This is a genomic window from Mycobacterium sp. GA-2829, assembly GCF_001499965.1.
Taxonomy (GTDB): Bacteria; Actinomycetota; Actinomycetes; order Mycobacteriales; family Mycobacteriaceae; genus Mycobacterium.
Genome location: NZ_LQIT01000021.1, coordinates 65,965 through 90,050, shown reverse-complemented (window position 1 = coordinate 90,050; position 24,086 = coordinate 65,965). Strand labels below are relative to the sequence as shown.

Annotated in this window: 26 protein-coding genes; 10 read left to right on the top strand and 16 right to left on the bottom strand. The window is 66.3% G+C overall.

Features of this window, described 5'->3' with window-relative positions; genetic code table 11:
• The 4 genes from AU194_RS14470 to AU194_RS14455 all read right to left on the bottom strand — a co-directional run.
• The coding region (locus tag AU194_RS14470) for a hypothetical protein (protein ID WP_231743369.1) at nucleotides 1-425 on the bottom strand (425 nt) is incomplete at its 3' end.
• 131 nt (nucleotides 426-556) lie between these two features.
• Nucleotides 557-1,927 (bottom strand): O-antigen ligase, encoded by a 1,371-nt coding sequence (locus AU194_RS14465; protein WP_082698653.1) that lies wholly within the window; start codon nucleotides 1,925-1,927, stop codon nucleotides 557-559.
• 239 nt (nucleotides 1,928-2,166) lie between these two features.
• Entirely contained in the window at nucleotides 2,167-3,390 is a 1,224-nt protein-coding gene (locus tag AU194_RS14460) for a DUF1501 domain-containing protein (RefSeq protein ID WP_059089945.1), read from the bottom strand.
• 7 nt (nucleotides 3,391-3,397) lie between these two features.
• The gene (locus AU194_RS14455; protein ID WP_059089944.1) at nucleotides 3,398-4,687 is read right to left on the bottom strand and encodes a DUF1800 family protein; all 1,290 of its coding nucleotides are present in this window, start codon (nucleotides 4,685-4,687) and stop codon (nucleotides 3,398-3,400) included.
• 423 nt (nucleotides 4,688-5,110) lie between these two features.
• Between AU194_RS14455 and AU194_RS14450 the strand changes: the two genes are divergently transcribed.
• Nucleotides 5,111-6,694, top strand: a complete 1,584-nt coding sequence (locus AU194_RS14450; protein WP_059089943.1) for a PE-PPE domain-containing protein — start codon at nucleotides 5,111-5,113, stop codon at nucleotides 6,692-6,694.
• A 146-nt stretch (nucleotides 6,695-6,840) separates the two neighbouring features.
• Nucleotides 6,841-7,155: a PASTA domain-containing protein gene (locus AU194_RS14445; RefSeq protein WP_059089942.1), complete on the top strand. Its 315-nt coding sequence runs from the start codon at nucleotides 6,841-6,843 to the stop codon at nucleotides 7,153-7,155.
• A gap of 63 nt (nucleotides 7,156-7,218) precedes the next feature.
• Here AU194_RS14445 and AU194_RS14440 read toward each other — a convergent pair whose 3' ends face one another.
• The 5 genes from AU194_RS14440 to AU194_RS14420 form a co-directional block, all read right to left on the bottom strand.
• A complete protein-coding gene (locus AU194_RS14440; protein ID WP_059089941.1) occupies nucleotides 7,219-8,118 on the bottom strand; it encodes a cyclopropane mycolic acid synthase family methyltransferase in 900 nt (299 codons plus the stop codon).
• A 169-nt stretch (nucleotides 8,119-8,287) separates the two neighbouring features.
• Complete coding sequence (locus tag AU194_RS14435) at nucleotides 8,288-9,157, bottom strand: cyclopropane mycolic acid synthase family methyltransferase (protein WP_059089940.1); 870 nt, start codon at nucleotides 9,155-9,157, stop codon at nucleotides 8,288-8,290.
• A 132-nt stretch (nucleotides 9,158-9,289) separates the two neighbouring features.
• Nucleotides 9,290-10,195 carry an alpha/beta fold hydrolase gene (locus AU194_RS14430; protein WP_059089939.1) on the bottom strand — a complete coding sequence of 302 codons (906 nt, stop codon included), beginning with the start codon at nucleotides 10,193-10,195 and terminating at the stop codon, nucleotides 9,290-9,292.
• Nucleotide 10,196: 1 nt separating this feature from the next.
• The gene (locus tag AU194_RS14425) at nucleotides 10,197-11,564 is read right to left on the bottom strand and encodes an AarF/ABC1/UbiB kinase family protein (protein WP_059089938.1); all 1,368 of its coding nucleotides are present in this window, start codon (nucleotides 11,562-11,564) and stop codon (nucleotides 10,197-10,199) included.
• Between the two features lie 52 nt (nucleotides 11,565-11,616).
• On the bottom strand, nucleotides 11,617-12,666 hold the full coding sequence (locus tag AU194_RS14420) for an acyltransferase (RefSeq protein WP_059089937.1): 1,050 nt from the start codon (nucleotides 12,664-12,666) through the stop codon (nucleotides 11,617-11,619).
• Nucleotides 12,667-12,862: 196 nt separating this feature from the next.
• Between AU194_RS14420 and AU194_RS14415 the strand changes: the two genes are divergently transcribed.
• Nucleotides 12,863-13,186 carry a hypothetical protein gene (locus AU194_RS14415; RefSeq protein WP_059089936.1) on the top strand — a complete coding sequence of 108 codons (324 nt, stop codon included), beginning with the start codon at nucleotides 12,863-12,865 and terminating at the stop codon, nucleotides 13,184-13,186.
• 12 nt (nucleotides 13,187-13,198) lie between these two features.
• On the opposite strand, the gene AU194_RS14410 is transcribed toward AU194_RS14415, so the two are convergent.
• The gene (locus AU194_RS14410; protein ID WP_059089935.1) at nucleotides 13,199-14,191 is read right to left on the bottom strand and encodes an oxygenase MpaB family protein; all 993 of its coding nucleotides are present in this window, start codon (nucleotides 14,189-14,191) and stop codon (nucleotides 13,199-13,201) included.
• A 90-nt stretch (nucleotides 14,192-14,281) separates the two neighbouring features.
• Here AU194_RS14410 and AU194_RS14405 point away from each other — a divergent pair, with 90 nt between their 5' ends.
• Complete coding sequence (locus AU194_RS14405; protein ID WP_059089934.1) at nucleotides 14,282-14,881, top strand: TetR/AcrR family transcriptional regulator; 600 nt, start codon at nucleotides 14,282-14,284, stop codon at nucleotides 14,879-14,881.
• 90 nt (nucleotides 14,882-14,971) lie between these two features.
• On the opposite strand, the gene AU194_RS14400 is transcribed toward AU194_RS14405, so the two are convergent.
• The 5 genes from AU194_RS14400 to AU194_RS14380 all read right to left on the bottom strand — a co-directional run bounded on the left by AU194_RS14400 (nucleotide 14,972) and on the right by AU194_RS14380 (nucleotide 19,301).
• A complete protein-coding gene (locus AU194_RS14400) occupies nucleotides 14,972-15,574 on the bottom strand; it encodes a DinB family protein (RefSeq protein ID WP_059089933.1) in 603 nt (200 codons plus the stop codon).
• Nucleotides 15,574-16,101 (bottom strand): DinB family protein, encoded by a 528-nt coding sequence (locus AU194_RS14395; RefSeq protein WP_059089932.1) that lies wholly within the window; start codon nucleotides 16,099-16,101, stop codon nucleotides 15,574-15,576. Before AU194_RS14395 ends, AU194_RS14400 begins: the two co-directional genes overlap by 1 nt.
• Nucleotides 16,102-16,201: 100 nt before the next feature.
• Entirely contained in the window at nucleotides 16,202-16,756 is a 555-nt protein-coding gene (locus tag AU194_RS14390; RefSeq protein WP_059089931.1) for a GNAT family N-acetyltransferase, read from the bottom strand.
• 161 nt (nucleotides 16,757-16,917) lie between these two features.
• Entirely contained in the window at nucleotides 16,918-17,916 is a 999-nt protein-coding gene (locus AU194_RS14385) for a cytochrome d ubiquinol oxidase subunit II (protein ID WP_231743368.1), read from the bottom strand.
• On the bottom strand, nucleotides 17,913-19,301 hold the full coding sequence (locus AU194_RS14380; protein WP_059089930.1) for a cytochrome ubiquinol oxidase subunit I: 1,389 nt from the start codon (nucleotides 19,299-19,301) through the stop codon (nucleotides 17,913-17,915). The genes AU194_RS14385 and AU194_RS14380 overlap by 4 nt, the downstream gene beginning before the upstream one ends.
• A 62-nt stretch (nucleotides 19,302-19,363) precedes the next feature.
• Between AU194_RS14380 and AU194_RS14375 the strand changes: the two genes are divergently transcribed.
• Together AU194_RS14375 and AU194_RS14370 are read left to right on the top strand one after the other, a co-directional pair.
• Nucleotides 19,364-19,819 (top strand): DUF2243 domain-containing protein, encoded by a 456-nt coding sequence (locus tag AU194_RS14375; RefSeq protein WP_059089929.1) that lies wholly within the window; start codon nucleotides 19,364-19,366, stop codon nucleotides 19,817-19,819.
• An 18-nt stretch (nucleotides 19,820-19,837) separates the two neighbouring features.
• Nucleotides 19,838-20,791, top strand: a complete 954-nt coding sequence (locus AU194_RS14370) for a YafY family protein (RefSeq protein ID WP_059089928.1) — start codon at nucleotides 19,838-19,840, stop codon at nucleotides 20,789-20,791.
• Here the strand turns inward: AU194_RS14370 and AU194_RS14365 are convergent.
• Complete coding sequence (locus AU194_RS14365) at nucleotides 20,781-21,332, bottom strand: hypothetical protein (protein ID WP_059089927.1); 552 nt, start codon at nucleotides 21,330-21,332, stop codon at nucleotides 20,781-20,783. The two genes, AU194_RS14370 and AU194_RS14365, sit on opposite strands and share 11 nt — an antisense overlap.
• 63 nt (nucleotides 21,333-21,395) lie before the next feature.
• Here AU194_RS14365 and AU194_RS14360 point away from each other — a divergent pair, with 63 nt between their 5' ends.
• From AU194_RS14360 to rplJ, 4 genes are all read left to right on the top strand, one after another.
• Nucleotides 21,396-22,163 (top strand): endonuclease/exonuclease/phosphatase family protein, encoded by a 768-nt coding sequence (locus AU194_RS14360; protein WP_059089926.1) that lies wholly within the window; start codon nucleotides 21,396-21,398, stop codon nucleotides 22,161-22,163.
• Entirely contained in the window at nucleotides 22,163-23,062 is a 900-nt protein-coding gene (locus AU194_RS14355) for an ROK family protein (protein WP_059089925.1), read from the top strand. Before AU194_RS14360 ends, AU194_RS14355 begins: the two co-directional genes overlap by 1 nt.
• A gap of 22 nt (nucleotides 23,063-23,084) precedes the next feature.
• Nucleotides 23,085-23,216, top strand: coding sequence for a hypothetical protein (locus AU194_RS32855; RefSeq protein ID WP_255374832.1), 132 nt, complete (start codon nucleotides 23,085-23,087; stop codon nucleotides 23,214-23,216).
• Nucleotides 23,217-23,516: 300 nt separating this feature from the next.
• On the top strand, nucleotides 23,517-24,044 hold the full coding sequence (gene rplJ / locus AU194_RS14350) for a 50S ribosomal protein L10 (protein ID WP_059089924.1): 528 nt from the start codon (nucleotides 23,517-23,519) through the stop codon (nucleotides 24,042-24,044).
• Nucleotides 24,045-24,086: the final 42 nt, after the last annotated feature.

The following is a 24,086-nucleotide window of genomic DNA, read 5'->3' as shown; positions in this document are numbered from 1 at the left end:
TACGAGATGAGACGCCTTGCAGGCGACCCGTGGCCGAACAGGTCACGGGCATATCCGACGTTGCTGTTGGCTTGCACGCAGTTGAACACCTCGTCACTTCCGATGACTTGGCAGTCAACGTGGAGGTCGTGATTCGGTGTCGACCCTATGCCGACTGCCTCGAAGTACCGGTTCCCGTATGCCCGCTTGTGGTCGAAGAACCGAAGCCGGTCACCAAGCGGTGCGTCAACTGCGTTGTATTCGCGCAGTTTCGCGAGAATGCGGCCGGCCTTCGACATTGGCGCGGCAGAGTCATCCACGAGAACTCGGCCCGGGCGGTAGTCCAGAAACGATACGCGCGCGTCTGGAGCGGTCTCCTCGATCAGGCGTCGGAGGCTGTATGCCTGCAGCGTCGACCCGTAATTGTGGATGCGCTGCATCGACATTATCCCGACAGTTTTCACCGTCTTCCCCTTACTGGCTGATATGGCATGCGTTCAGTGCGAGCGCCAGTCCACGTCGGTCACCGCAGTGCAGCATTGCACTTCGACGCTACCGGCGTTCTCCCGACCCTGCATCATCGAGTGAGGCGAACCGTCAATGCCGTCCTGGGCCTGCGCGAAGTATCATGTCCAGGGGCCAATTGTTCGGTGCCAGGTACGCCGATTCCCGTTCGCTCGTGCGCTTTCGTCGCAGATCGCGATATACGACTCTCGATTGCCAAGAAAAGCATCATGATGCAGAAAAGTGCCGAGAGAGTGCCCGCGTAGTTGAGGCCGGTAAGGCTGCCTGTGGCGGTATACAACACCAAAAATAGGCTATAGGAATAGGTGTTGCACCGCACGGAGTAACGCCATGCTACGACCAATTGGACAACGATGAGAGCAAAGAGCGCCACCAGGCCCACCAGCCCGGTCTCGAAGTATGCCTGTATGTACGAACTATGCGCGTGCCCCGCGCGATAGGTGGAGGGGAAAAGATAATCGAACTCGGAAAGCTTCAGCGTCCCGAAGCCATGGCCGAGTAGGCGCGTCTCGTCGGTGACGCCGTTGAGCGTCCTCTGCCAGACTTGTGCGCGGCCGGTCAGGTCAGTGTCGAATCCAGAATCCTGCAGACCCTGCCAGACCGCATTGAAGCGGTTCGCGACCACCAGGGCCGAGAGTGACCCGATGACCAGAACTACCCACTTCTTGAAGCCACGTCGCGAGAGCAATATCGTCAGCACGAGTGCAATAGCTGCTTCCCCGGCATAACCGCGGGCTCTTGACAGGAACAGCAACGTCACCAGAAGTAGCACCAATCCGACGTTGAGGACACTGGATTTCGTGCGAATTCGCGCGATGTCGCCGTTCAATCGGGCGATCACGATTAGGCCTAACGCCAGCGCCATAAAGGCCCCTAGGCGCAACTGATGCCGGAAAATGCCGCGCAGCTCGGGCGCCCCGGTGGAACTGGCCGGTTGATAGGCGAACTCGCCCAAGAGCGGAATCGCGATCAAAGATAATGTTGCTGCCGCGGCGGCGACGATGAGAACCGCGCGAACCGCATCTGCGCGGGGAAGCCTGCAAAGGAATAACGTTGTGACCCACACAACCGTCAAAGGCGCAAGCGTCTTGAAGGTTGTCCCCGCCGAGACGCTCCACAGCATCGATGCGCCCATCAGCGCCACCCAGCTCAAATACGCCCAGTCCTGGCTCAACAACTTCGCCTGGAAGCCTGATCCGTCGTTCTTCCCCAGAGAGTGCAGCACGAACACAAAAAAGGTTCCCACCAATGCCGCCTCCGCGACATCTCCGAAAATGGAAATAAAGCCCAGATTGAGATCAAAAGCCACTGATGCCACAACAAACATTAGTGCCATTGCGAAAAGATTGGATAGTGCCAGACGTTGGCGGCCCTCAAGGCCGAAGCCCTCGGCATTCAAGCTCTTGGTGTTGATAGATCGCATAGATCCCGTTGTCCCCGATTCCCCTGTTGTCCCCCGGACTGTCCACGTACCCCTCAAACCGGGATCCGACAGCGCGGCGTCCGGTCACGGTTGATCGTGAGCGATCCTCGTACATAGAGGATAGCTGTGTGGTCGCGTCAACCTCCGCTGAGCAGTGCAATCGGGAGTTGTATTGACGGCGACGGTGGGTCTCCGGGTCGCCAGCCGCCTGGTGCGTCGAATTGCACTCTCATCGGCTTTCAGGCCTTGAAGAAGCCGAGTTCCTTCCGTCCCGCGCCGAGCACCGGCTCGGGGTCGGACTCGAGTGTCACCGAGATCAGCTCGCTGTAGATATCCCGGAAATCCGTTGTCACCTTCAGGTTTCCATCGTCAAGATCAGTGAGGCTCGGTTCGTCACCGTAGAACCCTCCGCGAATTCCTTGACCCGCGACGAAGACCGGCCCCGCGGTGCCGTGGTCTGTGCCCTCGGATGCATTCGCTTCGACTCGTCGGCCGAACTCCGAGTAAGCCATCAGCACAACATGCTTGCCGTACTGGTCGTTCTGCATCTTCTTCATGAACCTGCTGACGGCGCGATCCACGACGCCGATCAACCGGCGGTGATCGTCACGTTGCTCGGAGTGAGTATCGAAGCCACCGATGGACACGCTGTACACCCGTGTGGGCAATCCCGCTGATATGCACTGCGCAACGGCATTCAATTGAACGTCGAGTCCATTGCTGCCTTCGCCCGTTTCGCTGACCGGTGCGCCGTCGTCGGTGTCGGCGAAGAGCGGTGCCAGGGCGTCGGCGACTGTGGGAACCGCGCGGTAGGAATTCCGGACCAGCGCCATCGCTCGGTTGTCGTCCGGATCTCTACGGGCCATCGACTTGATGAAGCCGGCGGAGCTCTTCGGTGGGATGATCTGAGTTGAAAAGGCTGCGGCGGTCGTGGTTTCGCCGACCGCGAGCATGGGTAACACCGAGCCGATGTTGAGCGCACGCAGCGGGTCGGCAGCGTTGCCTGTGTCGAGCCACCGGCCGATCCAACCGCTGGTCACTCCATTGTCGGTGGACCCACTTTGCCAGATGTCCATTGATCGGAAGTGGCTTCGATCAGGTTCGGGATAACCGACCCCTCGAATGATCGCAAGGGATTTCTCGTCAAACATCTTGGCCATCCCGGGCATTTCCGGGTTCAGACCGAACTCTTCGTCAAGTGCGAGGAGTTCGTCCGGCGCGTATGCGAGCTCGGGACGGGCGTCCTGGTAGGCATCATCGGCTAGTGGAACGAGCGTGTTGATGCCGTCGTTGCCGCCATACAAAGTGACGAGTACCAGGATTCCGCTGCCCTCGGCGAGCGGAGAGGCCTTGGCAGCTTGCGTCAGCTGGTCCCACGTGAAGGTCGTGGTTGCGGACAACAGCCCGGCGGCACCGATACCGGTGCAACTCGCTAGAAATCGACGGCGGTTGAGGTTCACCATTGGCCTCTCACGACACCAGGTACTCAGGGGTGTTGGCGGCAGCAGCGACCAGGGCGTGAGCGTTCTTCCTCAGAGGCTGCAGCGCTTCAGCGGTGGTGTTCGACCACGCGCCGATTCCCAGCAGGTATCCCGCGGCGTCCAGTCGATCGCTTGCCGGCGCGTCTTCTACAGCGCTGATGTCGCCCTCCCTTATCAGGGCTGCGGCCGCGCGCAATCTGATCCCAGCCGCGGCAGCCGACAACCAGCCTTGCCCGCCCGGCCATCCACCGACGCTCGGAGGGTAGAAAGGCAGCTGTCCGAGCGACTTCAGCGTCGCGTTCACGTGTTTGGCTTTCCTCGGGCTGTCGATCGGGATGTGCATGGCTCGATGGAGTCCGATGAACCACTCCACGGGGCCAACGATCTGGGTAGTTCCCCGTTCGGAGAACTCTGGGTCGGTCAGAATTGCCCTGGTGAGAGCGCGCAGGTCCGCATCGTCCCCGTATGAAACAAGTAGGCGTTTAAGCGTGGCGCTGGTGGGAGCGGAGTCCGACGCGAGTTGTCGCCAGAGCCTGCTGCATACGAACCGAGCAGAATTCGGATGAGACAACACCACGTCGCAGAATCCTGCAGAGTCGAGGTTCCTCGTTGTACCGAGGACCGTCTTCGGTGCGGTGTCCTGACGCTTGGCGACCAGCTTCGTGACTCCGGCGTCGTCAATAGACCAACCCGTCAGTGCGCGGGCCCCCTCGCGCACGTCTTTCTCCGAGTACCCGTTGCCGTGGCCGAGGGCAAAGAGCTCAAGGAATTCTCGGGCCAGGTTCTCGTTGGGCGAGCCCATGCGATTCGTGTGGCCGTCCAACCACCTCACCATGGCTGCATCTGTCAACATGGCGAACGCCAACGTGCGGAAGTCTCCCAGGCACAGCGAACGGATGGTCTCGTTTTGCGCGGCCATGAACGAGGGATACCTGACTTTATCGAGCGATGTGGCGAAGTGGTTGTGCCACAAGAGAGTCAACTTCTCGCGGAGTGGCTGTTCGACGGCAACCATGCGTCGCACCCACCAACCCATGAGCTCCGCGCGCCGCTCAGCGATTTCCTTATTGTAGTTTCGCCGGGCTGCAGTCGTGGCTTCGTTACCAGGCTTCGCGGCGCTGATATCGAGGTTTGGTACGGGCGTCGACGTCGCACCAGGATCTTCCGCCCCACTGAGCGCCGACTCGAGATATGAGTCGGTCCCCTCGGCGACCAAAGTGTCGACAGCCACACCGGTAGTACCGAACCCGCTCCGCCTCAATAGGCGCGCGGCGGCCATCCATTCCACCGATTGCGTAGACACCGGCGAACCCCCCCCACACCTTCCGCCAGCTCGATGCTACGGGACAGGTGTTGCATCTGTTAACTGCAGGAGGCGGTTAGGTCGAGCACGGTGACGTTTGGAGTCTTGATCGTAAGCGGGCGAATCTGAACTCAACATTGACAATTCGGCTCTCATACCGCCCGGTGCACCAGATCGGGTGGGTGTCAGGCTAGCCCTGCGAGGTCAAGGCATGCGTGAACCAAGCGGTTGCAACGACGGTGTCGCCGTCGGCTCGGCCGCACCAGCCTTCGCTAGGCCGCGTGCACGCGCTTCGTCGACCAGAACCCGGTCGATTCGCACGCCGAGGTGATCACCGCGGTCGACAAAGTCGGTCAAATCGGCCTCGCCAGCAAGCCTTGATATGTGAACCTTTGACACATGCGTAAGTCTGCAAACGCAACGATCGTCGCGTTCACCGCCATCGTCGCCACCGTCGGTCTCTGGATCGCGTCCACGGTCGCCGCGGCCCTCGCCTTCGGCGCGATCGCGCTCATCGTCCCCGGCACCGGCACCCACAACATCGGCACCGTCCAGGGCTACAAGGAGAACGCCGCCGACCGGTTCATCAACAACTCCGGTGTCCCGTGCTCGTCAACGGACGGCTGCCAGCTCCTCGGCGTCGACTACCCGGCCAGTTTCTGGCCGATCCCACTGCCCGGCTGGTGCCCGGGTCTCAAATGCGACACCTGGAACGAGTCGGTGGGGGAGGGCGTCCACAACCTTGACGTTCAACTGACTGAAGTAGTGCGCACCGCGCCCGCCGCCGAGCAGATCATCATCTTCGGCTATTCCCAAGGGGGAGCAGTCGTTTCGCGCGCCATGTACGACATCCCCGAGGAGCAACGGAACCGCATCACCGTCGTCACCATCGGCAACATCAACAACCCCCAGGGCCTCTGGTCGCGCCTGAGCTTCCTGCGCTACATCCCGGGCCTCAACATCTCCTTCGGTCCGCAGCTGCCGACCAAGGGCATCAAGAGCACCAACTACTCCTTCGAGTACGACCCCGTCGGCGACGCCCCGCAGTACTGGGGCAACCCACTGGCCGTCGCCAACGCGCTGATGGGGTTCGTCTACATCCACGGCAACTACCTCGACCCCAACAGCAACGCGCCCACCGATTCCCTGCCCTACGGCTACGACCCCGCGACGTTCCCGGAGTTCGTCGCCGGCCTGCCGAGCCGGACGCACAACGACGCCACGTTCGTGCTCATCCCGCAGCGCGGCACCCTCCCGATCTTCATGCCGCTCATCGAGATCGGACAGGAAACCGGCACATCGGCTTTCATCGAACCCGTCGTGCGCCTGCTGCAGCCGGTGACCAAGCTGCTCATCGACCTCGGTTACGACCGCCAGGCCAACCCGGGCATCGCGCGGAACCTGTCGATCCTGCCGTTCAATCCGCTCACCTTCAACCCGGTCCAGTTCTCTGTGGACTTCGTTCACGCGATCGTCCAAGGCATCGAGGACGCCATCCACGGCACGGGCGACCTCACGATCCAGGTTCCGGTGCAGCGCCAGTCCGACCAGGACAGCGTGCTCGCCGCCGGCAAGGCGTTCGGCCGGCTCGCCGCAGACGACGCGGAACAGCAGACCGACCAGAAGGACGAGACCGTCATCGCGCCGGTCTCCGACGGGACGACCGGCGAGACACGCGACGAGGACGTCGTCGCTGACGACGCCACCGAGCAGCCGGCCGAGGAGCCCAAGGAAGAAGACCCGCAGGACGAGACCCTCGAGGACGACATCATCGACGACGCCACCCAGGACGAAGACGTCAAGGAGGAAGACGTCAAAGAGGACGACCTCGACGAGAACGGCGACGTCACCGCGGAAACTCCCGAGCAGGAGGCCGAGAACGAGGAGGCCCCGAGCAACGACGACGGCGACGACAACGACGCCGGCCAGACCGCCGGCCCCAAGACCGACTCGGCGCCGAGCGAGGAGAAGGCCGCCGCGTAAGCGTTTGGCGCGCTGAGTGTTATGGCATTGCAACCACCACGGCGCTCGGAGAAGACATTTTCATGCTCAAGAATCGACTAAAGTCGTCGGGACGCGGTCGGCAACCAGCTTCCGGTGACCGCGGGGAATTCTGGAGGGGAATCCACATGAAGTATCGCTTCGCCGTCGGCGCGGTCGTGTTCGCAACATCCATGGCGCTCAGCGCCCCACCGGCCATGGCCGCGCCGAGCACCTGGACGATGCCGGACATCCGCAAGATGAACCTGGCCGCCGCGCAGAAGGCCTTCGAGGCCGCGACCGAAGGCAGCGGACTCACGCTCACGCCCGTGAACCGCTCCGGCCCCGGTGAGGTCATCAACTACAGCAACTGGACCGTGTGCGCGCAGTCGCCGTCTGCGGGCAGCACCCTGCGCGCCAAGTCGCGCCCCGCCGTCGGCGTGGACCGTCCCAACAACTGCTGACACTCAGCCCAACGAGATCGCCCCGCCACTCGAGAGTGACGGGGCGATTCTCGTAGAAGGAGCCTAGGCGGCTGCAGCGCCCGGCTTCAGGTAGGTCACCAGGCTGACGTCGAGCGCCTCGTCGACGAAGTAGTACTGGCACCCGGTCAGGTACCGCATGTAGTCGTTGTAGCTCTGCTCCCCGGCGGCGGCGATCGCCTCGTCCTTGTGATGCTCGAGGCGCGCGGCCCAGATGCCGAGGGTCTTGATGTAGTGGTTGCGCAGCGACAGCGCCTCCGGCACCACGAACCCGGCCTTCTCGCCGTGCTCGACCATCATCTGCGTGGTCGGGATGCGGCCGCCCGGGAAGATCACCTCGTGGATGAACTTGGCGAACCGCGCCAGTTCGAAGGTCAGCTTCTTGCCGCGGGCCTGCAGGTCATTCGGGTGGTAGCCGCAGCTGCTCTGCACCGTCATGCGGCCGTCGTCGGGCATGATGTCGAAGCACGTCTTGAAGAAGTCGTCGTACCGCTCGAACCCGAAGTGCTCAAAAGCTTCGATCGACACGATGCGGTCGACGGGGGAGTGGAACTGCTCCCACCCCTCGAGCCGCACATCGAACGTGCGCTCACTGTTCAGCTCCGACAGCATCTTGTTGCAGTACGCCTGCTGGTTCTTGCTCAGCGTCAGCCCGATGACGTTGACGTCGTACTTCTCCATGGCCCGCGCCAGCGTCAGGCCCCAACCGCACCCCACCTCGAGCAGCGTCATCCCCGGCTTGAGGTCCAGGCGGTCCAGGTGCTGATCGACATTGGCGATCTGCGCCTCGGACAGCGTCACGTTCGGCCCGGTGTAGTACGCACAGCTGTACTTGCGCGTCGGATCCTGGAAGACGCCGAAGAAATCGTCCGAGAGGTCGTAGTGGGCCTGGATGTCCTCAAAGTGAGGAATCAGATCTTTGGTGCCCGTGGCTTTGTCAGACATGGTTCCTATTCGGCCTTCCTGATGACAGGTCGCATTCCGTTCATCAAAACGTAGTTGGACCGCACCCTACCTGCCTCTAGGCGGCCTACTGGCCACCCCGGCACGTGTCGGTCAACGCCGGCGCAAGCTGTTTGACGCCCGCGACAGTTGTGAGCTTTGCTCCGTGAGCTTATTTGACGAGGGTGAACTGATTGACGTCGGTGTAGCCCTTGCGGAACGCGTCCGCGCACCCGGTCAGGTAGTGCATGTAGCGGTCGTAGACCTCCTCGGACTGCACCGCGATCGCCTCGTCCTTATGCGCCTCGAGCGCCGCCGCCCAATGGTCCAGCGTCTTCGCGTAGTGCGGCTGCAGCGACTGCTCGCGCGTCAGCGTGAAACCCGCCTTGCCGGCGTGCTCGCCGACCAACTCGATCGTCGGCAGGTACCCGCCCGGGAAGATCTCGGTGAGGATGAACTTGATGAACCGCGCCACCGAGAACGTCAGCGGGATACCGCGCTCGATCATCTGCGGGATCGTCAACGCCGTGATCGTGTGCAGCAGCATCACGCCGTCGTCGGGCAGCACCCGGTAGGCCGTGGCGAAGAAGTCGTCCCAGCGGTCTTTGCCGAAGTGTTCGAAGGCACCGATCGAGACGATGCGGTCGACGGGCTGGTCGAAGTTCTCCCAGCCCTCGAGCCGCACTTCCTTGGTGCGCGGGCTGTCCGACTCGGCGAAGATCCGCTCGACGTGGGCCTTCTGGTTCTCGCTCAGCGTCAGCCCGATGACGTTGACGTCGTAGCGCTCGATCGCCCGCATCATCGTGTAACCCCAGCCGCAGCCCACGTCGAGCAGCGTCATGCCGGGCTCTAAGCCCAGCTTGCCCAACGCGAGATCGACCTTGGCGCGCTGCGCCTCCTCGAGCGTCATGTCGTCGCGCTCGAAGTAGGCGCAGCTGTACATCTGCGAAGGATCAAGGAACAGCCGGAAGAAGTCGTCGGACAGGTCGTAATGGGCCTGGACGTCTTCGAAGTGCGGCTTCAGTTTGCCCGTTCGGGCCATGATGGTGCCTTTCCTGGCGGGTTCACGGCCTCACGGTGTCGGCATTGACAGCCGCGACGGCCCACCTGCGCTCTTTCGCGATGCTAACGGATGGAGGTGGACCAGCCCAATCTCCAAAATCGCGGCCGCTGGTCAGGACCGTTCGGCGAACGTCGTCTTCAACTCACCGACAATCTCGTCCCACAGTTCTTCGGGCAGCTCGTGGCCCATGCCGTCGAACAGCACCAGCCGCGCGTTCGGGATCGCCTTCGCGATCGCCTTACCGCCCGACGGCCGCATCAGCTTGTCGGCCTTGCCGTGGATGACCACCGTCGGCGCCGTCGTCATCTTGTTGTAGCGCAGCAGGCTGCCGCTGCCGGTGATGGCGTTGAACTGGCGCGCCACGCCGTGCGGGTTGTACGCCCGCTCGTAGAACGCGATCGCGTCGGCGCGCAACGCGTCCTCCGACCGCGGGTAGCCCGGGCTGCCGATGAGCTTGCTGACCTTGATCGAGTTCTCGACGATCACGTCCTTCGGCGACTTCGGCGACGGCCCGGTGGTCACCGCCAGCAGCTGCTGCGGCCCCGGCGGCGGCAGGAAGGCCTGGTTGTTCGACGAGAAGATCACCGCGAGCGTCTTGGTCCGCTGGGCGTGCCGCGCCGCGACGATCTGCGCGATCATCCCGCCCATCGACCCGCCCACGATGTGCGCCTGCTCGATACCGAGGTGGTCGAGCAGCGCGGCGGCGTCGTCGGCCATGTCCTCCAGCGTGTACAGCGACGGGCTCCTGCGCCCGAGCACCGACCGGACCATGTTCCCGACCTGCGAACCCTGGGTGCGCTGCCCGTCGAACCACGTCGACAGCCCGACGTCGCGGTTGTCGTAGCGGATCACGCGCAAGCCCTGATCGACGAGCTTGCGGCAGAAATCCTCGCGCCAGAACGTCAGCTGCGCGCCGAGACCCATGATGAGCAGAACCGCCGGGTCGTTGGGGTCACCCATGTCCTCGTAGTGGATCTGCACGTCACCCGAGGGGGCCTTGCCTTCACGGACCTGCACCTCAGACCTCCAGCTCTTCGTCTTCATGCTCTTTGTGCTCACGGCTGATGTCGACCATGAAGTTGGCGAAGTACCCGGTCAGCTGCGGATCGCTCATCATCTGCCACTTCGGCGCCAACAACTTCATGTAACGCTCGACGTAGAGGAATTGCTTTCCGATCAGCACCAGCTCCCGCGGCAGCTTCACGTCGTAGGCGTCGGCCAACGTCGAGAGCTGCCTGCCGATCTCGGCGTAGCTCATATCGCCCAGCGTCGACATGGTCAGCGGGGTCGCGAACTTCTCGAGGTCCTTGGCGGCCTGCGCCTCCGGCTTCACGGTGCCGACCGCGCCCATCATCACCACGATCTTGCCCGCCGCGGCGTGGTCCTTCTTGACCAGCAGCGCGTACACCAGCTCGCGCAGCAGCCACCGCGTGCGCGGGTCGATGCGGCCCATGATGCCGAAATCGAAGAACACGATCTTGCCGTCGTCGTCGACATAGAGGTTGCCCGCGTGCAGGTCCCCGTGGAACAGCCCGTGCCGCAGCCCACCCTCGAACAGGCTGAACAGCAGCGCCTTGACCAGCTCGGTGCCGTCGAACCCCTTCTTGCGCAGCGCAGCGGCGTCGTCGATGCGGGTGCCCTGCACCCGCTCCATCGTCAGCACCCGCTCGCTGGTCAGATCCCAATACACCTGCGGCACCCGGATGTTCTTGCCCAGCGGCGAGGCGTGCATGTGCGACACCCACGCATCCATCGACTGCGCCTCGAGCCGGAAGTCGAGCTCCTCGGCGAGGTTGTCGGCGAAATCGGCGACGACGTCCTGGGCGGACAGACGCTGGCCGAGCTTCGCGAACTCGACGATGCGGGCGCCGCGCTTGAGGATCTGCAGATCGGCGGCGACGCGTCGTCGGATCCCAGGCCGCTGGATCTTGACGACGACCTCTTCACCGCTGTGCAGGGTCGCGTAGTGCACCTGGGCGATGGACGCTGACGCGAACGGTTTCGGGTCGAAGGTCTTGTAGAGGTTCGCCGGCTCGTCGCCGAGTTCCTCCCGGAACAGCTTCGCGACCTGGTCGGAATCCGCCGGAGGCACCCGGTCGAGCAGGCTGCGGAACTCCTTGGACAGCGGTTCGCCGAACGCGCCCGGGCTCGAGGCGATGATCTGCCCGAACTTGACGTAGGTGGGTCCGAGATCGGCGAACGTCTGCGGGACCTGCTTGATGATCTTCTGCGAGAGGTTGCCGCGGCCACGCAGGCCGCTCAGGACGCGGGCGCCGGTACGGGTGACCTGCCACCCGGTCGCGCCGAGGCGCGCCGCCTCGACCGGCAACGGCACCCGGTCCAGCCTGGCCACCTCTCGGTGCTGGGTCTTTCGCGAGGCACTCATGCGTTCCAGTGTTGCAAAATGCGCGGATAGGCGAAAAAAGCTGTGCCCCGCGTCACATTCCTGGCATCGGCAATGCGTACGCGTCGGGGCGCGCAGCGAACGCGCACAGCCCGATCGCGATGAGCACCAGCGCGCCGACGGCCGCCACCTTCGTCCGGCGCTCGACGTGGAACAGGCCGCGCTCGATGTCCTTGCGCGCCTGTCTGACGTTCTCGCGGCTGGCGTTGGCGCCGGGCGTCTCGATGAAGTGGTGGATCGCTATTGCCACTCCGACGGTGAACGCGACTGCGCAGATGTCGAAGTAGACGCCGCCGGCCATGGTGCCGGCGAGCAGGACGATCACCGGCCAGTGCACCAGGTACAGCGCATAGGAGAGGTCACCGAGATAGGTGGCGACGCGGTTGCCGAGCAGCGGCTGGAAGCGCGGTTCGCCGCCCACACCGGCCGCGAGGATCAGGGTGGCGCCGGCGATGACCAGCGCTGGGTGGGGGAGCGCGAGGCCGGCTGCGACCGCGGCGACCCCGGCCCACGACACGAGCGGTTTGACCGCGGGCGGGAATCCGATTGGCGCCGTGGCCAATAACGCGCCGACGCCGAACGCCGCGACCCAGGTGAAGGTGTCGGTGACGGTGACGGCGGCGGCCCCGGCCGCCACGGTGCCGACGGCCGCGAGGGCGGCGGTGGGAGGTCTCCGGAAGCGGGTGGCCGCCAGGAGCAGCGGCCAGATGACGACGATCGCCGTGCCGACAGCCAGCGGCCACAGGTGCTCCAGCGGCGGGTTGACCTCGAGCAGAAGGCTCGCGCCGTAAGTGGCGGCGACGACGACGGCCGCGGCGGGAACGAGACGACGCAACCGGCCGACGTAGAACCGAGCGAGGTTGCCCGCAGTCAGCAGGCCGCCGGTGAGCAGAAAGCCGGAGACGACGAAGAAGACGTCGATGCCCAGCGTCCCGCCGTGCGGCCAGGCCCAGAGATGCTGCGCGAACACGGCGAGGACCGCGACCGCCCGCAGGCCCTGGATGTCGAACCGCTGATTCGCGCGCTCGGCCCGCCTCCGGCGCCGTCGTGCGGTTTCCCGGTACCGATCGACAATCGTTGCCACGAACCCCCCTTGGTGATCTTCGCAAATAATGCCAGGCGCCCGATCTTGAACTGTGAGCACCTAGAACATCTTTGTCGAGAGGGTCTGGTTACGCAGGGCGTGTTTTCAACGTCGATAACTGTTCACGCAGTTTGTCGTGGAATTCCGCCCGCGGGGTACTCCCCATCCGGTTCCGACTCTCGACCAAGGAGATGAGATGACGAAACGAGTTGGTGGGCTCCTCGGCGCGGTGACGCTGCTGGCGGCCGGCGCCGTCGGCCTGGCGGCGCCCTCGGCTGCGGCGACCTCCTGGGAGATGCCCGACGTCGAAGGGCAGATCCTGCAGGAGGCGTGGGACACGATCGCGTCGACGACCGAGAACGCGGTGGTGCCCGAGACCTCGGCCGCCGACGGGACGCCCTACGAGCAGATCAACCTGACCAACTGGGTGGTGTGCGCGCAGTCGCCCGCCGAGGGCGGTTCGATCTCCGTCGACGCGCCTCCCGAGCTCGAGGTCGCGCGGTTCAACGAATGTGAGTGAGGCGTCGCCGGTTCAGGCGAAGCTGTGCTCGATCTCGTCGCGGCTGAGCTCCGGATCCGAGCCCAGCACGTAGGTCGGTTCGGTGTGCGGCACCGCCGTGCCGCCCTTCACCCGGGCCAGCGCCTGCTGGAACTCCGGCGCCGTCCCCGCCGCGGTGTGCAGCCCGTTGATGACCGTCCACACCGCGGTGCGCCGTGCGGTGCGCTCGATGATGTTCGGGTCGGTGTGCTGGATGAGCTGTTTGGCCCACTTCGGCATGGTGTCGCGGATCGCCCAGTCGACGATGCTCTGCGGCAACGGAACGTTCGGGCCGGTGGCCATCGCGGTGCCGTGGGTGACGGCCAGGCGCGGTAGGTAGGACTTCAGGCATTCGGCGGTGTCGGCCTTGGTGGCGGGCAGGTCGGTGCCGCCCAGTGCGTGACCGATGCGGACGAACTCGCCATAGTAGCGGTCGATGTTCTTGCCACGCAACGGGTTCGGATGGTAGAGCTCGTGCGCGGTGGCGATACCCCACACCACGGTGGCGTAGTTCCAGCGCAGCCAGTCGGGATCGTCGGCGTCGTAGGCGAGGCCGTCGGGGCGCACCCCCTTGATGGTGTGGTGCATGGAGCGCACGGTGGTCGCGAGCCGCTCGGCCGTCTCGGTGGACCCGTAGGCCGTGCCGATGAAGAACGCGACCGAGTGGCCCAGGCGGGCCATCGCGCCGGCGGGGTCGATCCGGCCGGTGGCGGTCCCCGTCTCGTCGCGTTCGACCAGGCGCGAGTGGTGCATGCCCATCCAGAAGATGCTCGGGTCCAGCCGCTCCATGTAGGCCGCGCACTGCAGCCCGAAGATCAGCGCCTCCATGTGTGAGTGCACATGCCAGACGGCGCTTTTCGGGCCGAACCAGCCCGGGTCACCCTTCGGTTCGGCGAACTCCATGCCGCGGAAATAGTTGCGTCGCATGCCGCCGTAGTCGATGCGTCCACGTATCCACTGGGTGAGGATCTCGTGCGGCATGTCCACGGCGGGCCTCCTTTGGTGACGGGTGTATCCACCTTAACTCTTTGGCTACAACTGTGACCAGATATGCGGGCGACACGTAGGCTGAGCCCCATGCCGACACCCACCCGCTGGGCCGGCGTGCCGCTCACCGACCGGCGCGCCGAACGCCGCGCGCTGCTGATCGATGCGGCGCTGCGGCTGTTCGGCACCGGCGGGGAGAGCGCGTTGGCGGTGCGGTCGGTGTGCCGCGAATGCGGACTCAACACCCGCTACTTCTACGAGAGCTTCGTCGATACCGACGATCTGCTGGGCGCCCTGTACGACGAGGTGAGCGCGCAACTGGCGTTGGACGTCGCCGCGGCGATGGAGGCGGCGGGATCGTCACTGGCGGCCCGGACCCGGGCGGGGATCGCGGCGGTGCTCGGGTTCAGCTCCGCCGACCCACGTCGCGGGCGGGTACTGTTCACCGACGCGCGGGCCAACCCGGTGCTGGCCGCCCGTCGCGCCGCCACCCAGGACCAGCTGCGCGAGGCGGTGCTGGTCGAGGGGTGGCGGCTGCATCCGTCATCGGATCCGGTCGCCGCGCAGGTGGGTGCCGCGATGTACACCGGCGCGATGGCCGAGCTGGCGCAGCAGTGGCTGGCCGGGACGCTGGGGTCCGACCTGGACACGGTGGTCGACTACGCGCTGCGATTGGTGTTGCGGCGCTGAGGTTTTCGCCCTTACGCCGAGCGCACGGATGTTGTACGCATCGGCCGAGTAGGGCCGTCAACAACCGTGCGCTCGGCGGGGATGCATGGGCTACACGGGCTGCGTCGGCCGCCAGCGCCGGATGAAGTCGGTCTCCGGCCACTCCTCGTTCGCGGCCATCAACTCGTACATCGTCGCCCGGTCGATCGACTCGCGGATGATGTCCGCGTGCCCGGCGTGGCGCGTCAACTCCTCGATCAAGTGCAGCGCCACCCAGCGCGGCGACCAGTGATCCACGTCCTGCGGGAACCACGGCACGTCGCGCGGCACCGGCACCGGTGTGGACAGATCGGCCTCGGCGAACACCCGCAGCGTCTCGGCGTTCTGCGCACGCAGCGTCGCCGCGATCTCCTCGAGGGTCTCGTCCTCCCGCATCACGTGCTCGTCCTGATGTTCGCGCATCTGCTCCTCGAACGGCCTGTCATCGGCGGGCGGGAACTCCGGTGCGCACGCCACCCGCTGGGTCCAACTGCGCTGCACCCCCGCGGCGTGCTTCATCAGGCCGCCGATCGACAGCGCGCTCACCGACGGCGTCGAGCGCGCCTGCTCATCGGTCAACCCGTACGCGACCGCGAAGAACGCGTTCTGGTTGAACGCGAGGAACTCCAACAGGCCTTGGCGTTCGTCGGCGACAGGCGGGGGCATACCGGGCATCAGTGCTTCTCCTTATTGATGGTGTGGACGTAAAGATCTCGGATGCAGGCGATTTCGGCACCGTGATGGATCACCTCACGGTTGATGTGCAGCACCAGCGCAGCCATCGGGTACTCGGCGTACGGCCCCTCCGCCGGACCGCACGGCCGCTCCAGCGCCGCCGCGTCGAGCGAGCGGACCCCGGTGATCCAGCGGTCGTACTCCTCGTCGAGCTGGCGCAGCGCGGTCGCCGCGTCGGTGGCGTACGGCCACGACTGGTAGTCGGCGGGCGGGCCGCCGAAGTGCGAGTGGCTGCGCATCGCGAACACCCCGATGATGACGTGCGCCATCCGCCACGCGATCGTCGTGAACGGATCGGGCTGCGGTGGGGGATAGGCGAAGTCGACGCCGCCGTCGGGGTGCACCGTCCAGCAGTTCGGCACCGGCTGCCAGAAGTACTCCGCGTCGGACAGACCGTCCAGGCGCGGCCGCAACGCCTGGGTCCAATGCCAGTCGAGTTGGTCGACCAGCTGCTCGGTGAGGTCCATGCGTATAGCGTCGCACCGCCTTAGGACAGTTTCGGTCCTATGACGCAGAAATGTTCAAACCGTCGGGGTCTTCTGCCCCGAGCCGGTAGCCGTCGGGCGTTCAGCACTGCGTCAATTGACGCGATGACAACGCCTTGCGGTAGATGCGGAAATCCGTGGCCGTGCACAACATCGGTGCGAGCTCCGGATACGCCTCGTCGATGTGCCCCGTCCGGTGCAGCCGATACCCGAGGCGGGCGTACCAGGCGGCGAGGAACTCCTTGGACTCCAACACCCAATCCCGAGGCACCAGGAGTTCGAGCTGCATGGTGCGGCAACCCTCGGCACGCGCCACCTGTTCGGCGAAGCGCACCAGGTCTCGGCCGATCCCGCGGCCGCGCACCGCGGGATTAGTTGCCAGCATCCCGAACTCACCGGTGTCGGCATCGAGTCGTTTGACGCAGACCACGCCGGTCAGCCGACCGTCGTCCTCCGCTATCGCGATCTGATCCGCGCGGGTCAACGCGGCAACCTCGGGGAGTGTCGTGCGGGTGGCGCCTTCGCGCCACAGCCCGCGTTCGGACTCGGCGTAGACGGCGTTGACCAGGTCGGTGATCCGCGTCATGACCGACTCATCGTCGGCGGACGCGGCCGGAAGCCGTGCGATCGCCGTCATCGAAATTCCATCGGGCAGGCCGCCACGCCGAGCGTGTCCAAAGATCTCACAACTGTACGAACGTCTTCGGGTCGCGATTCATTGCCGTCACACGGATCCGAGGGCAGCCACCGCGTTCGTGGACGCCACCAAGCGGGGGATCGACGAGACGTTCGTCGGTTCTAGTGTCGCGTCCACGCCTCGGTCTGCGTGAGCCGCAACAGGTAGGCCAGCGCGGGCAGCACGATGACCCCGGCCAGCACCACGACGATCAGCAACCCGACGAGCGTGGCGTCGGCACCCGCGGCGTCGGCGATGGTCACCTCGTCGACCAGCAGCCACGGGTACTGGCCCACGCCCCACCCGGTGATCACCGCGGCCACGGCCACCGCCGCGGGCACCCGGCTGATCGCATACCGCCGCCGGAACACCAACCACAGCGTGCCGACCCCCGCCAACAGCGCGATCACCAGAAGCGGTGCGGCGTGGGTGCGTAACCCCTCCGTCAGCGTCGGCGCATCGTGCGCGACGGGGTAGAGGCCGGCGAAGACGATGATCCCGGTGACGACGCCGACGGTCAGGGTCCGTCGTCGCAGCCCGTCGGCCAGATCGGTGTTCCCGGCCCGGGCGGCGTCGGCGGTGAGGAACACCCCGGCCAGGAACACGCACGTCGCCACCGCCAGACAGCCACCCACGAGCGACGTCGGGTTCAGCCACGACCCGACCCGGTCGCCGTACCCGTCGGCGGGAACCCGGCCGGAGGCGATGGCCCCGGCGACCGTGCCCAGGAAGAACGGGCTGACCAACGACGACGCGGCGAAGATCGCCCCGAACAGCCGCGCCTGCGACACCGTCTCGGAGTACTTCCGGAACGCGAAACTGGCCCCGCGCAACACGATCCCCGCCAGCGCCAGGGCGAGCGGGATGAACAACGTCGTCATCGCGGCCGCGAACGTCCGCGGGAAGCCGGTCCACCAGATCACCAGGATGTAGATCAGCCACACGTGATTGGCCTCCCACACCGGCCCGATGCTGTGGTCGACCAGGGTGCGTACCTGTGCACCGCTGCGGGCGTCGCCCGCGGTCAGGTCGTAGAACCCCGAGCCGAAGTCCGCGCCGGCGAACAGCGCGTAGATGACCACACCGAGGAACATCGCCATCGCGACCAGCGTCGCGGTCACTTCACCGACTCCGTCCGCGGCGGGCCGTACGGGCTGGGCAGGTCCGTCTCACCGGCTCGCCACCGTCGCGCCATCGACCGCAATACGACGTACGCGCCGACCGTCATCCCCAGATAGACGACGAGGACCGCGATGTAGCTCCACCACAGCCCGCTGCTCTCGTTGGCGGCGTCGGCGGTGGTGAGCACCTGCCACACCGTCCACGGCTGACGGCCCACTTCGGTTGCCACCCAACCGGATTCCACGGCGAGGATCGCCAGCGGTCCGGTGATGACAGAGAACCGCAGAAACCACTTGTTGCCCAGCAGGTCCCAGCCGCGCCAGCGGGCCAGCCAGTACACCACCGCGACCGCGGCCAGCAGCGTGCCGATCCCCACCATCGACTGGAACGCCAGATGCGTGACGTTGACCGGTGGCCACTGTTCCCGCGGCACCTCGTCGAGTCCGGGCACCGGCGCGTCCCACGAGTTGCGCGCGATGATCGAGCCCAGCCGCGGGATCGTCAGCGCCCACCGCACCTCACCGTCGACCAGCACCCCACCCAGCCGCAACGGCGCCGGACCCTCGGTGGTCTGGGCGAGTTCGAACGCGGCGAGCTTCGCCGGTTGCGTGTCGTGGATCTTCATGCCCAGCACGTGACCGACGAGCGGCTGCGCGACAGCGGCGACCGACGCGAACGCGAACGGCACCGTGAACCCCAGCCGGTGATGCGCGTCGACCCGGCCGCGCAGCAGCCCGAACGCGTACACCCCCGACACCGTCAGGCCGACGACCATGAACGCCGCGACCCACATGTGCGCGAACTGCAGCCACACCCCGTCGTTGAACATCGCCCGCCACGGATTGACGTCGGTGACTTGGCCGTCGCGGATCGTGAACCCGGCGGGATGGTTCATCCACGCGTTGACCGATACGACGCAGAACGTGCCGACCACGCCCGCGACACCCATCGGGATGAGCATCAGCAGGTGTCTTCGCGGCGGCATGCGGCCCCAGCCGTAAAGATAGATGCCGAGGAAGATCGCCTCGACGAAGAACGACAACCCCTCGAACGCGAACGGCAGCCCGAGCACGTCACCGAAGCGGCCCATCAAACCCGGCCACAGTAGGCCCATCTCGAAACTCAGCACGGTCCCGGACACCGCGCCGATCGCGAACAGCACCGCCGACACCTTCGCCCAGCGCTGCGCCAGACCCAGCGCCACCGGATCATCGCGCACGATCCCGCGGCGGTGCACCACGAAGATGATCGTCGGGAACGCCACGCCGAAGCAGGCCAGCACGATGTGCCAGCCCAGCGAGAAGGCCATCTGCTGCCGTGCGGGCAGCAGACCGGGCGGCTCGCCGTCGGCGGCGAGCAGGAGCAGGGTGTCGGTGACCCCCATGGCTCTCATGCATACCCGCGATCGCGGGACTAAACGAGGGTTTCACGGGTACCGGAACCGGCATGACGCGTTTGCCGAGCTTTCTGCTGGGCCTGGGGCTCGGCGGCTTCGTCGACGGCATCGTGCTGCACGAGATCCTGCAGTGGCACCACATGCTCAGCAACGCCGAGCCCACCGACACCGTCGCCGGCCTTGAACTCAACGTCGTCGCCGACGGCTTCTTCCACGTCGCCACCTGGCTGCTGGTGATGGCAGGCACCACGCTGATGGTCCAACAGTGGCGGCAGGGGCGGATCGCACCGAGCTGGTCGTTCCATGTCGGCCTGCTGCTGCTGGGCTGGGGGGTGTTCAACGTCGTCGAGGGCGTGGTCGATCACCTGCTGTTGCGCGTGCATCACGTCCGCGACGACCTCGGCGGACCGCTGGCCTGGGACATCGGGTTCCTGATCTTCGGGGCGCTGCTCATCGCGGGCGGCTGGCTACTTCAGAGGCATCAGAGGACAGAACCTGTCCGGTGACTCTGGCAGTCTGACGGTGTGGCCGAAACGACGAGCCGGGTGCTGCAGCTGCTGGGTCTGCTGCAGTCGCGCCGGGTGTGGTCCGGTGAGGAGCTCGCCGAGCGGCTCGGCGTCACGACCCGCAGCGTGCGCCGCGACATCGACCGGCTGCGCGAGCTCGGCTATCCCGTCGCCGCGAGCAAGGGGCACGGTGGCGGCTACCAATTGGGTGCGGGCGCTGCGCTGCCGCCGCTGCTGCTCGACCCCGACGAAGCCGTCGCGATGGCCGTCTGCCTGCGCCTGGCCGCCGGCGGATCGGTCGCCGGGGTGGGGGAGTCGGCGCTGCGCGCGCTCACCAAACTCGACCAGGTGATGCCGTCGCGGCTGCGGTCACAGGTCGCCGCCGTCCACGACGCGACCGTCACGCTGCCGTCGAACACCTCCGAGGTCGTCGAACCCGACGTGCTGATGACCCTGGCCCGCGCCTCCCGCGACCACGAACACGTCACCGCCGGCTACGTCGACCGCGGGGGCAACGCCACCCGGCGCCGGCTCGAGCCCTACCACCTCGTCACCACCGGACGCCGCTGGTACCTGCTCGGCTACGACCGCGACAAACAGGACTGGCGCAGCCTGCGCCTGGACCGGATGACCGACGTCACTGCCGCCGGCACCACCTTCACCCCGCGCGAGGCGCCCGACGCCGCCGACTACGTGCGCCGCTCCATCAGCACCTCGCCCTACCGCTATGTCGCGCGCGTGCGCTATCAGGTGCCCGCCGACGTCATAGCCGCGCACTTCCCACCCGCCTCGGCGCACATCGAACCCGACGGAGCCGACGCGTGCATCGTCACCGCGGGCGCCGACGACCCCGAACGCATGGCGCTCTACCTCGCCGTCGCGGGAGCCGAATTCGAGGTGCTCGAACCACCCGAGGTGATCGCCGCGGTCAGTGCCGTTGCCGACCGGCTGATCCGCGCCGTCAGCCCGTGATGCCCAGCTTGTCGGTGAGCACCAGAAACGTACTGGCGAAAGGGTTTTCGGCGACGTCTTTACGCACCTGATCCCAGTCGACGGCCTCGCGTACGGCACGGGCGGCGGGCAGCAACGCCGAATAGTCGCAGTGGTGTTCGTTGAGCGAGTTGAGCTTCTCGGTGAACACGTGCGTCGGCGGCAGCACCCGCATCCGGATCGCCAGCACGTCGAGTTCCTCGGCGGCGGCCACATCCTGCGCCGTCACGGATTTTCCGTTCAGCGCGTGCAGCACGTCGATGACGAAGTCGTCGCCCACGCACGCCTTGAACAACCAGTCCTCCGGCGTGCGCTCGATGCGGAATCCCGCCTTCTCCAACGTCAACGCCGCCGCCTCGGTGTCCTCCTCGGCGACGACGAAATCCACGTCGTGCACCGGTTCCGGACCGCCGTACACCCACAGCGCATAGCTGCCCGCCAGCGCGAATTCGGGGCCGTGTGCGCGCAGCGCGGAGGCCGAGCGGCGCAGCGCATCACGCAGAGCGTCGTTACGGGCGGACATCGGCCTACTTTCGTGGGGTCAGTCGGGTGTCGGTCGGTCCCAGTGGCGGGTACCTAGTACCCCATGCGTCTGGCGACATTCAACATTCTCCACGGCCGCAGCGTGCACGACGGCGACGTCAAGCTCGAGCGACTGGGTGATGCCATCCGCGAACTCGACGCCGACATCGTCGCGCTGCAGGAGGTCGACCTCGATCAGCCGCGCTCGGGCAAGGCCGATCTGACCGCGGTCGCCGCCGAGGCCATGCGCGCGGTCAGCCACCGGTTCGTCGCCGCGATCGCCGGCACCCCGGGGGCGACGTGGATGGCCGCGACCGGACGCGAACAGCCCGGCACCGCCGCCTACGGCATCGCGCTGCTGTCCCGGTTCCCGGCCGAGACCTGGCAGGTGGTGCGGCTGCCCCGGATCCCGGTGCGGTTCCCGATGTACCTGCCCGGACCCAACCGGGTGCAGGTCGTCAACGAGGAACCCCGCGCGGCGATGGTCGGCACCTTCCACACCCCGCTGGGGCCGCTGACCGTCGCCAACACCCACCTGTCGTTCGTGCCCGGGTGGAACCGCATGCAGATGCGGCGCCTCGTGCGGGACCTGCGCGGATTCGACGGTCCGCGCATGCTCGTCGGCGACCTCAACATGAGCCCGCCCACACCCGCCCGCTGGGCCCGCATGCGGTCACTCGGATCGGCGTTGACCTTCCCCGCCGACAATCCCGACCGCCAGCTCGACCACGTCCTCACCGACGATCCGCGGCTGCGCGTCGAACACTGTGAGGCGGTGAGCCTGCCGATCTCCGACCATCGCGCGCTGGTGGTCGATATCGTCCGGGATTGATGACGGACCTGACGCTGGCACTCGATGTCGGAGGCACGAAGATCGCGGTCGGGTTGGTCGACCCTTCTGGCGTGGTTGTCTTCGAGGCGTCGGCGCCGACACCCCGGATCGACGCCGAGGCGGTGTGGGCGGTGGTCTCCCGGCTCGTGTCGTCGGCGTTGTCCTCCGGCGGCGATGCGGTGCGGCGGGTCGGTATCGCGTCGGCCGGACCCGTCGATGTAGGCGCCGGCGTGGTGAGTCCGATCAATCTGACTGTGTGGCAACGGTTTCCGCTCGTCGAGCGGATGTCGTCGTTGACGGGCTTGCCGGTGCGCCTCGGCGGGGACGGGCTGTGCATGGCGATGGGGGAGCGGTTGTGCGGCGCCGCGCGGGATGCGGAGTTCCTGCTGGGGATCGTGGTGTCAACGGGTGTCGGCGGCGGGTTGGTGCTCGACGGCGCCCCCTACGACGGCCGCACCGGGAACGCGGGGCACGTCGGGCACGTCGTCGTCTCCCTGGACGGTGACGCGTGTACGTGTGGCGGGCGCGGATGCGTGGAGACGATCGCGGCGGGACCGCATCTGGTGCGGTGGGCCGTCGCGCAGGGGTGGGTCGGTGCTGACGCTCGATCTCTTGCCGAGGCGGCTCGGGCGGGAGATGCCGTCGCACTCGAGGCCTATGCGCGCGGTGCCCGCGCGCTCGCGGCGATGATCGCGTCCGTCGCCGCGGTGTGCGACCTCGACCGTGTGGTGATCGGCGGAGGGGTGTCGCGGGCGGGGCCGTTGCTGTTCGACGGGGTTCGCTCGGCTTTGTCGTCGTACGCCGGGTTGTCGTTCCTGCGGGAGCTGACGGTGGTGCCCGCCGCGCTGTCGGGGTCGGCGGGGCTGGTCGGTGCGGCGGCGCTCGCGATTGCCGACTGAGCGCGTTGGGTACGCGACCTCCATGACCGCTCCGTCGGAACCCCAGACCCCCAACCCCGGCACGCCGGGGGAGACTCCCGAACGGCTCACCCCCGCAGAGACGCCCGAACGCCTGACCCCGGCCGAACCGCCCGAACGGCTCAAGCCCGAGTAGGTGTGTCGGGCTGGGCGCGAGCAGACACAGATTCGGGTGAATCCGCCCGTGAATACGCGAATCTGTGTCTGCTCGCGTGAGCGTTTTGGCTGATCGCGGCGACGTCCGCTATTCTCGTGTGGTTCCACCGAAGACCGTCGGTCACCGAGCAATCGGTTGAAGGTCCCGGATCACTCCGGGCGGCCCACGCAGGAGGACGAGGCACGTTCTATTTGCGCCCCGACCTGTCTGCGTCGGGGCGTTCGTCGTTTCCGGCCTCCTTTCGGTGGTGCATCCGATACCCACCACAAGGAGGCATGCATGGCCAAGGCTGAAAAGGCCACGGCGGTTGCCGACATTGCCGAGCAGTTCAAGGGGGCGACGGCCACCGTCGTCACCGAGTACCGCGGGCTGAAGGTGGCCGACCTCGCGCAGCTGCGTCGCTCGCTCGGGGAATCCGCCACCTACACCGTCGCGAAGAACACGCTGGTCAAGCGCGCCGCTGCCGAGGCAGGCATCGAGGGCCTCGACGAGCTGTTCACGGGCCCGACCGCCATCGCGTTCGTCCAGGGCGAGCCCGTCGACGCGGCGAAGGCGATCAAGAACTTCGCCAAGGACCACAAGGCGCTCGTCATCAAGGGCGGCTACATGGAAGGCCGCGCGCTTTCCCTGGAAGAGGTCAACCGGATCGCCGACCTCGAGTCCCGCGAGGTGCTGCTGGCCAAGCTGGCCGGCGCGATGAAGGGCAACCTCGCCAAGGCCGCCGGGCTGTTCAACGCCCCGGCGTCGCAGGTCGCGCGTCTCGCCGCGGCGCTGCAGGAGAAGAAGGCCGCTGAGGAAGCTGCCTAGCAGAAGCCTCAACACCCCAAGACAGACAGAAACACATCTAGG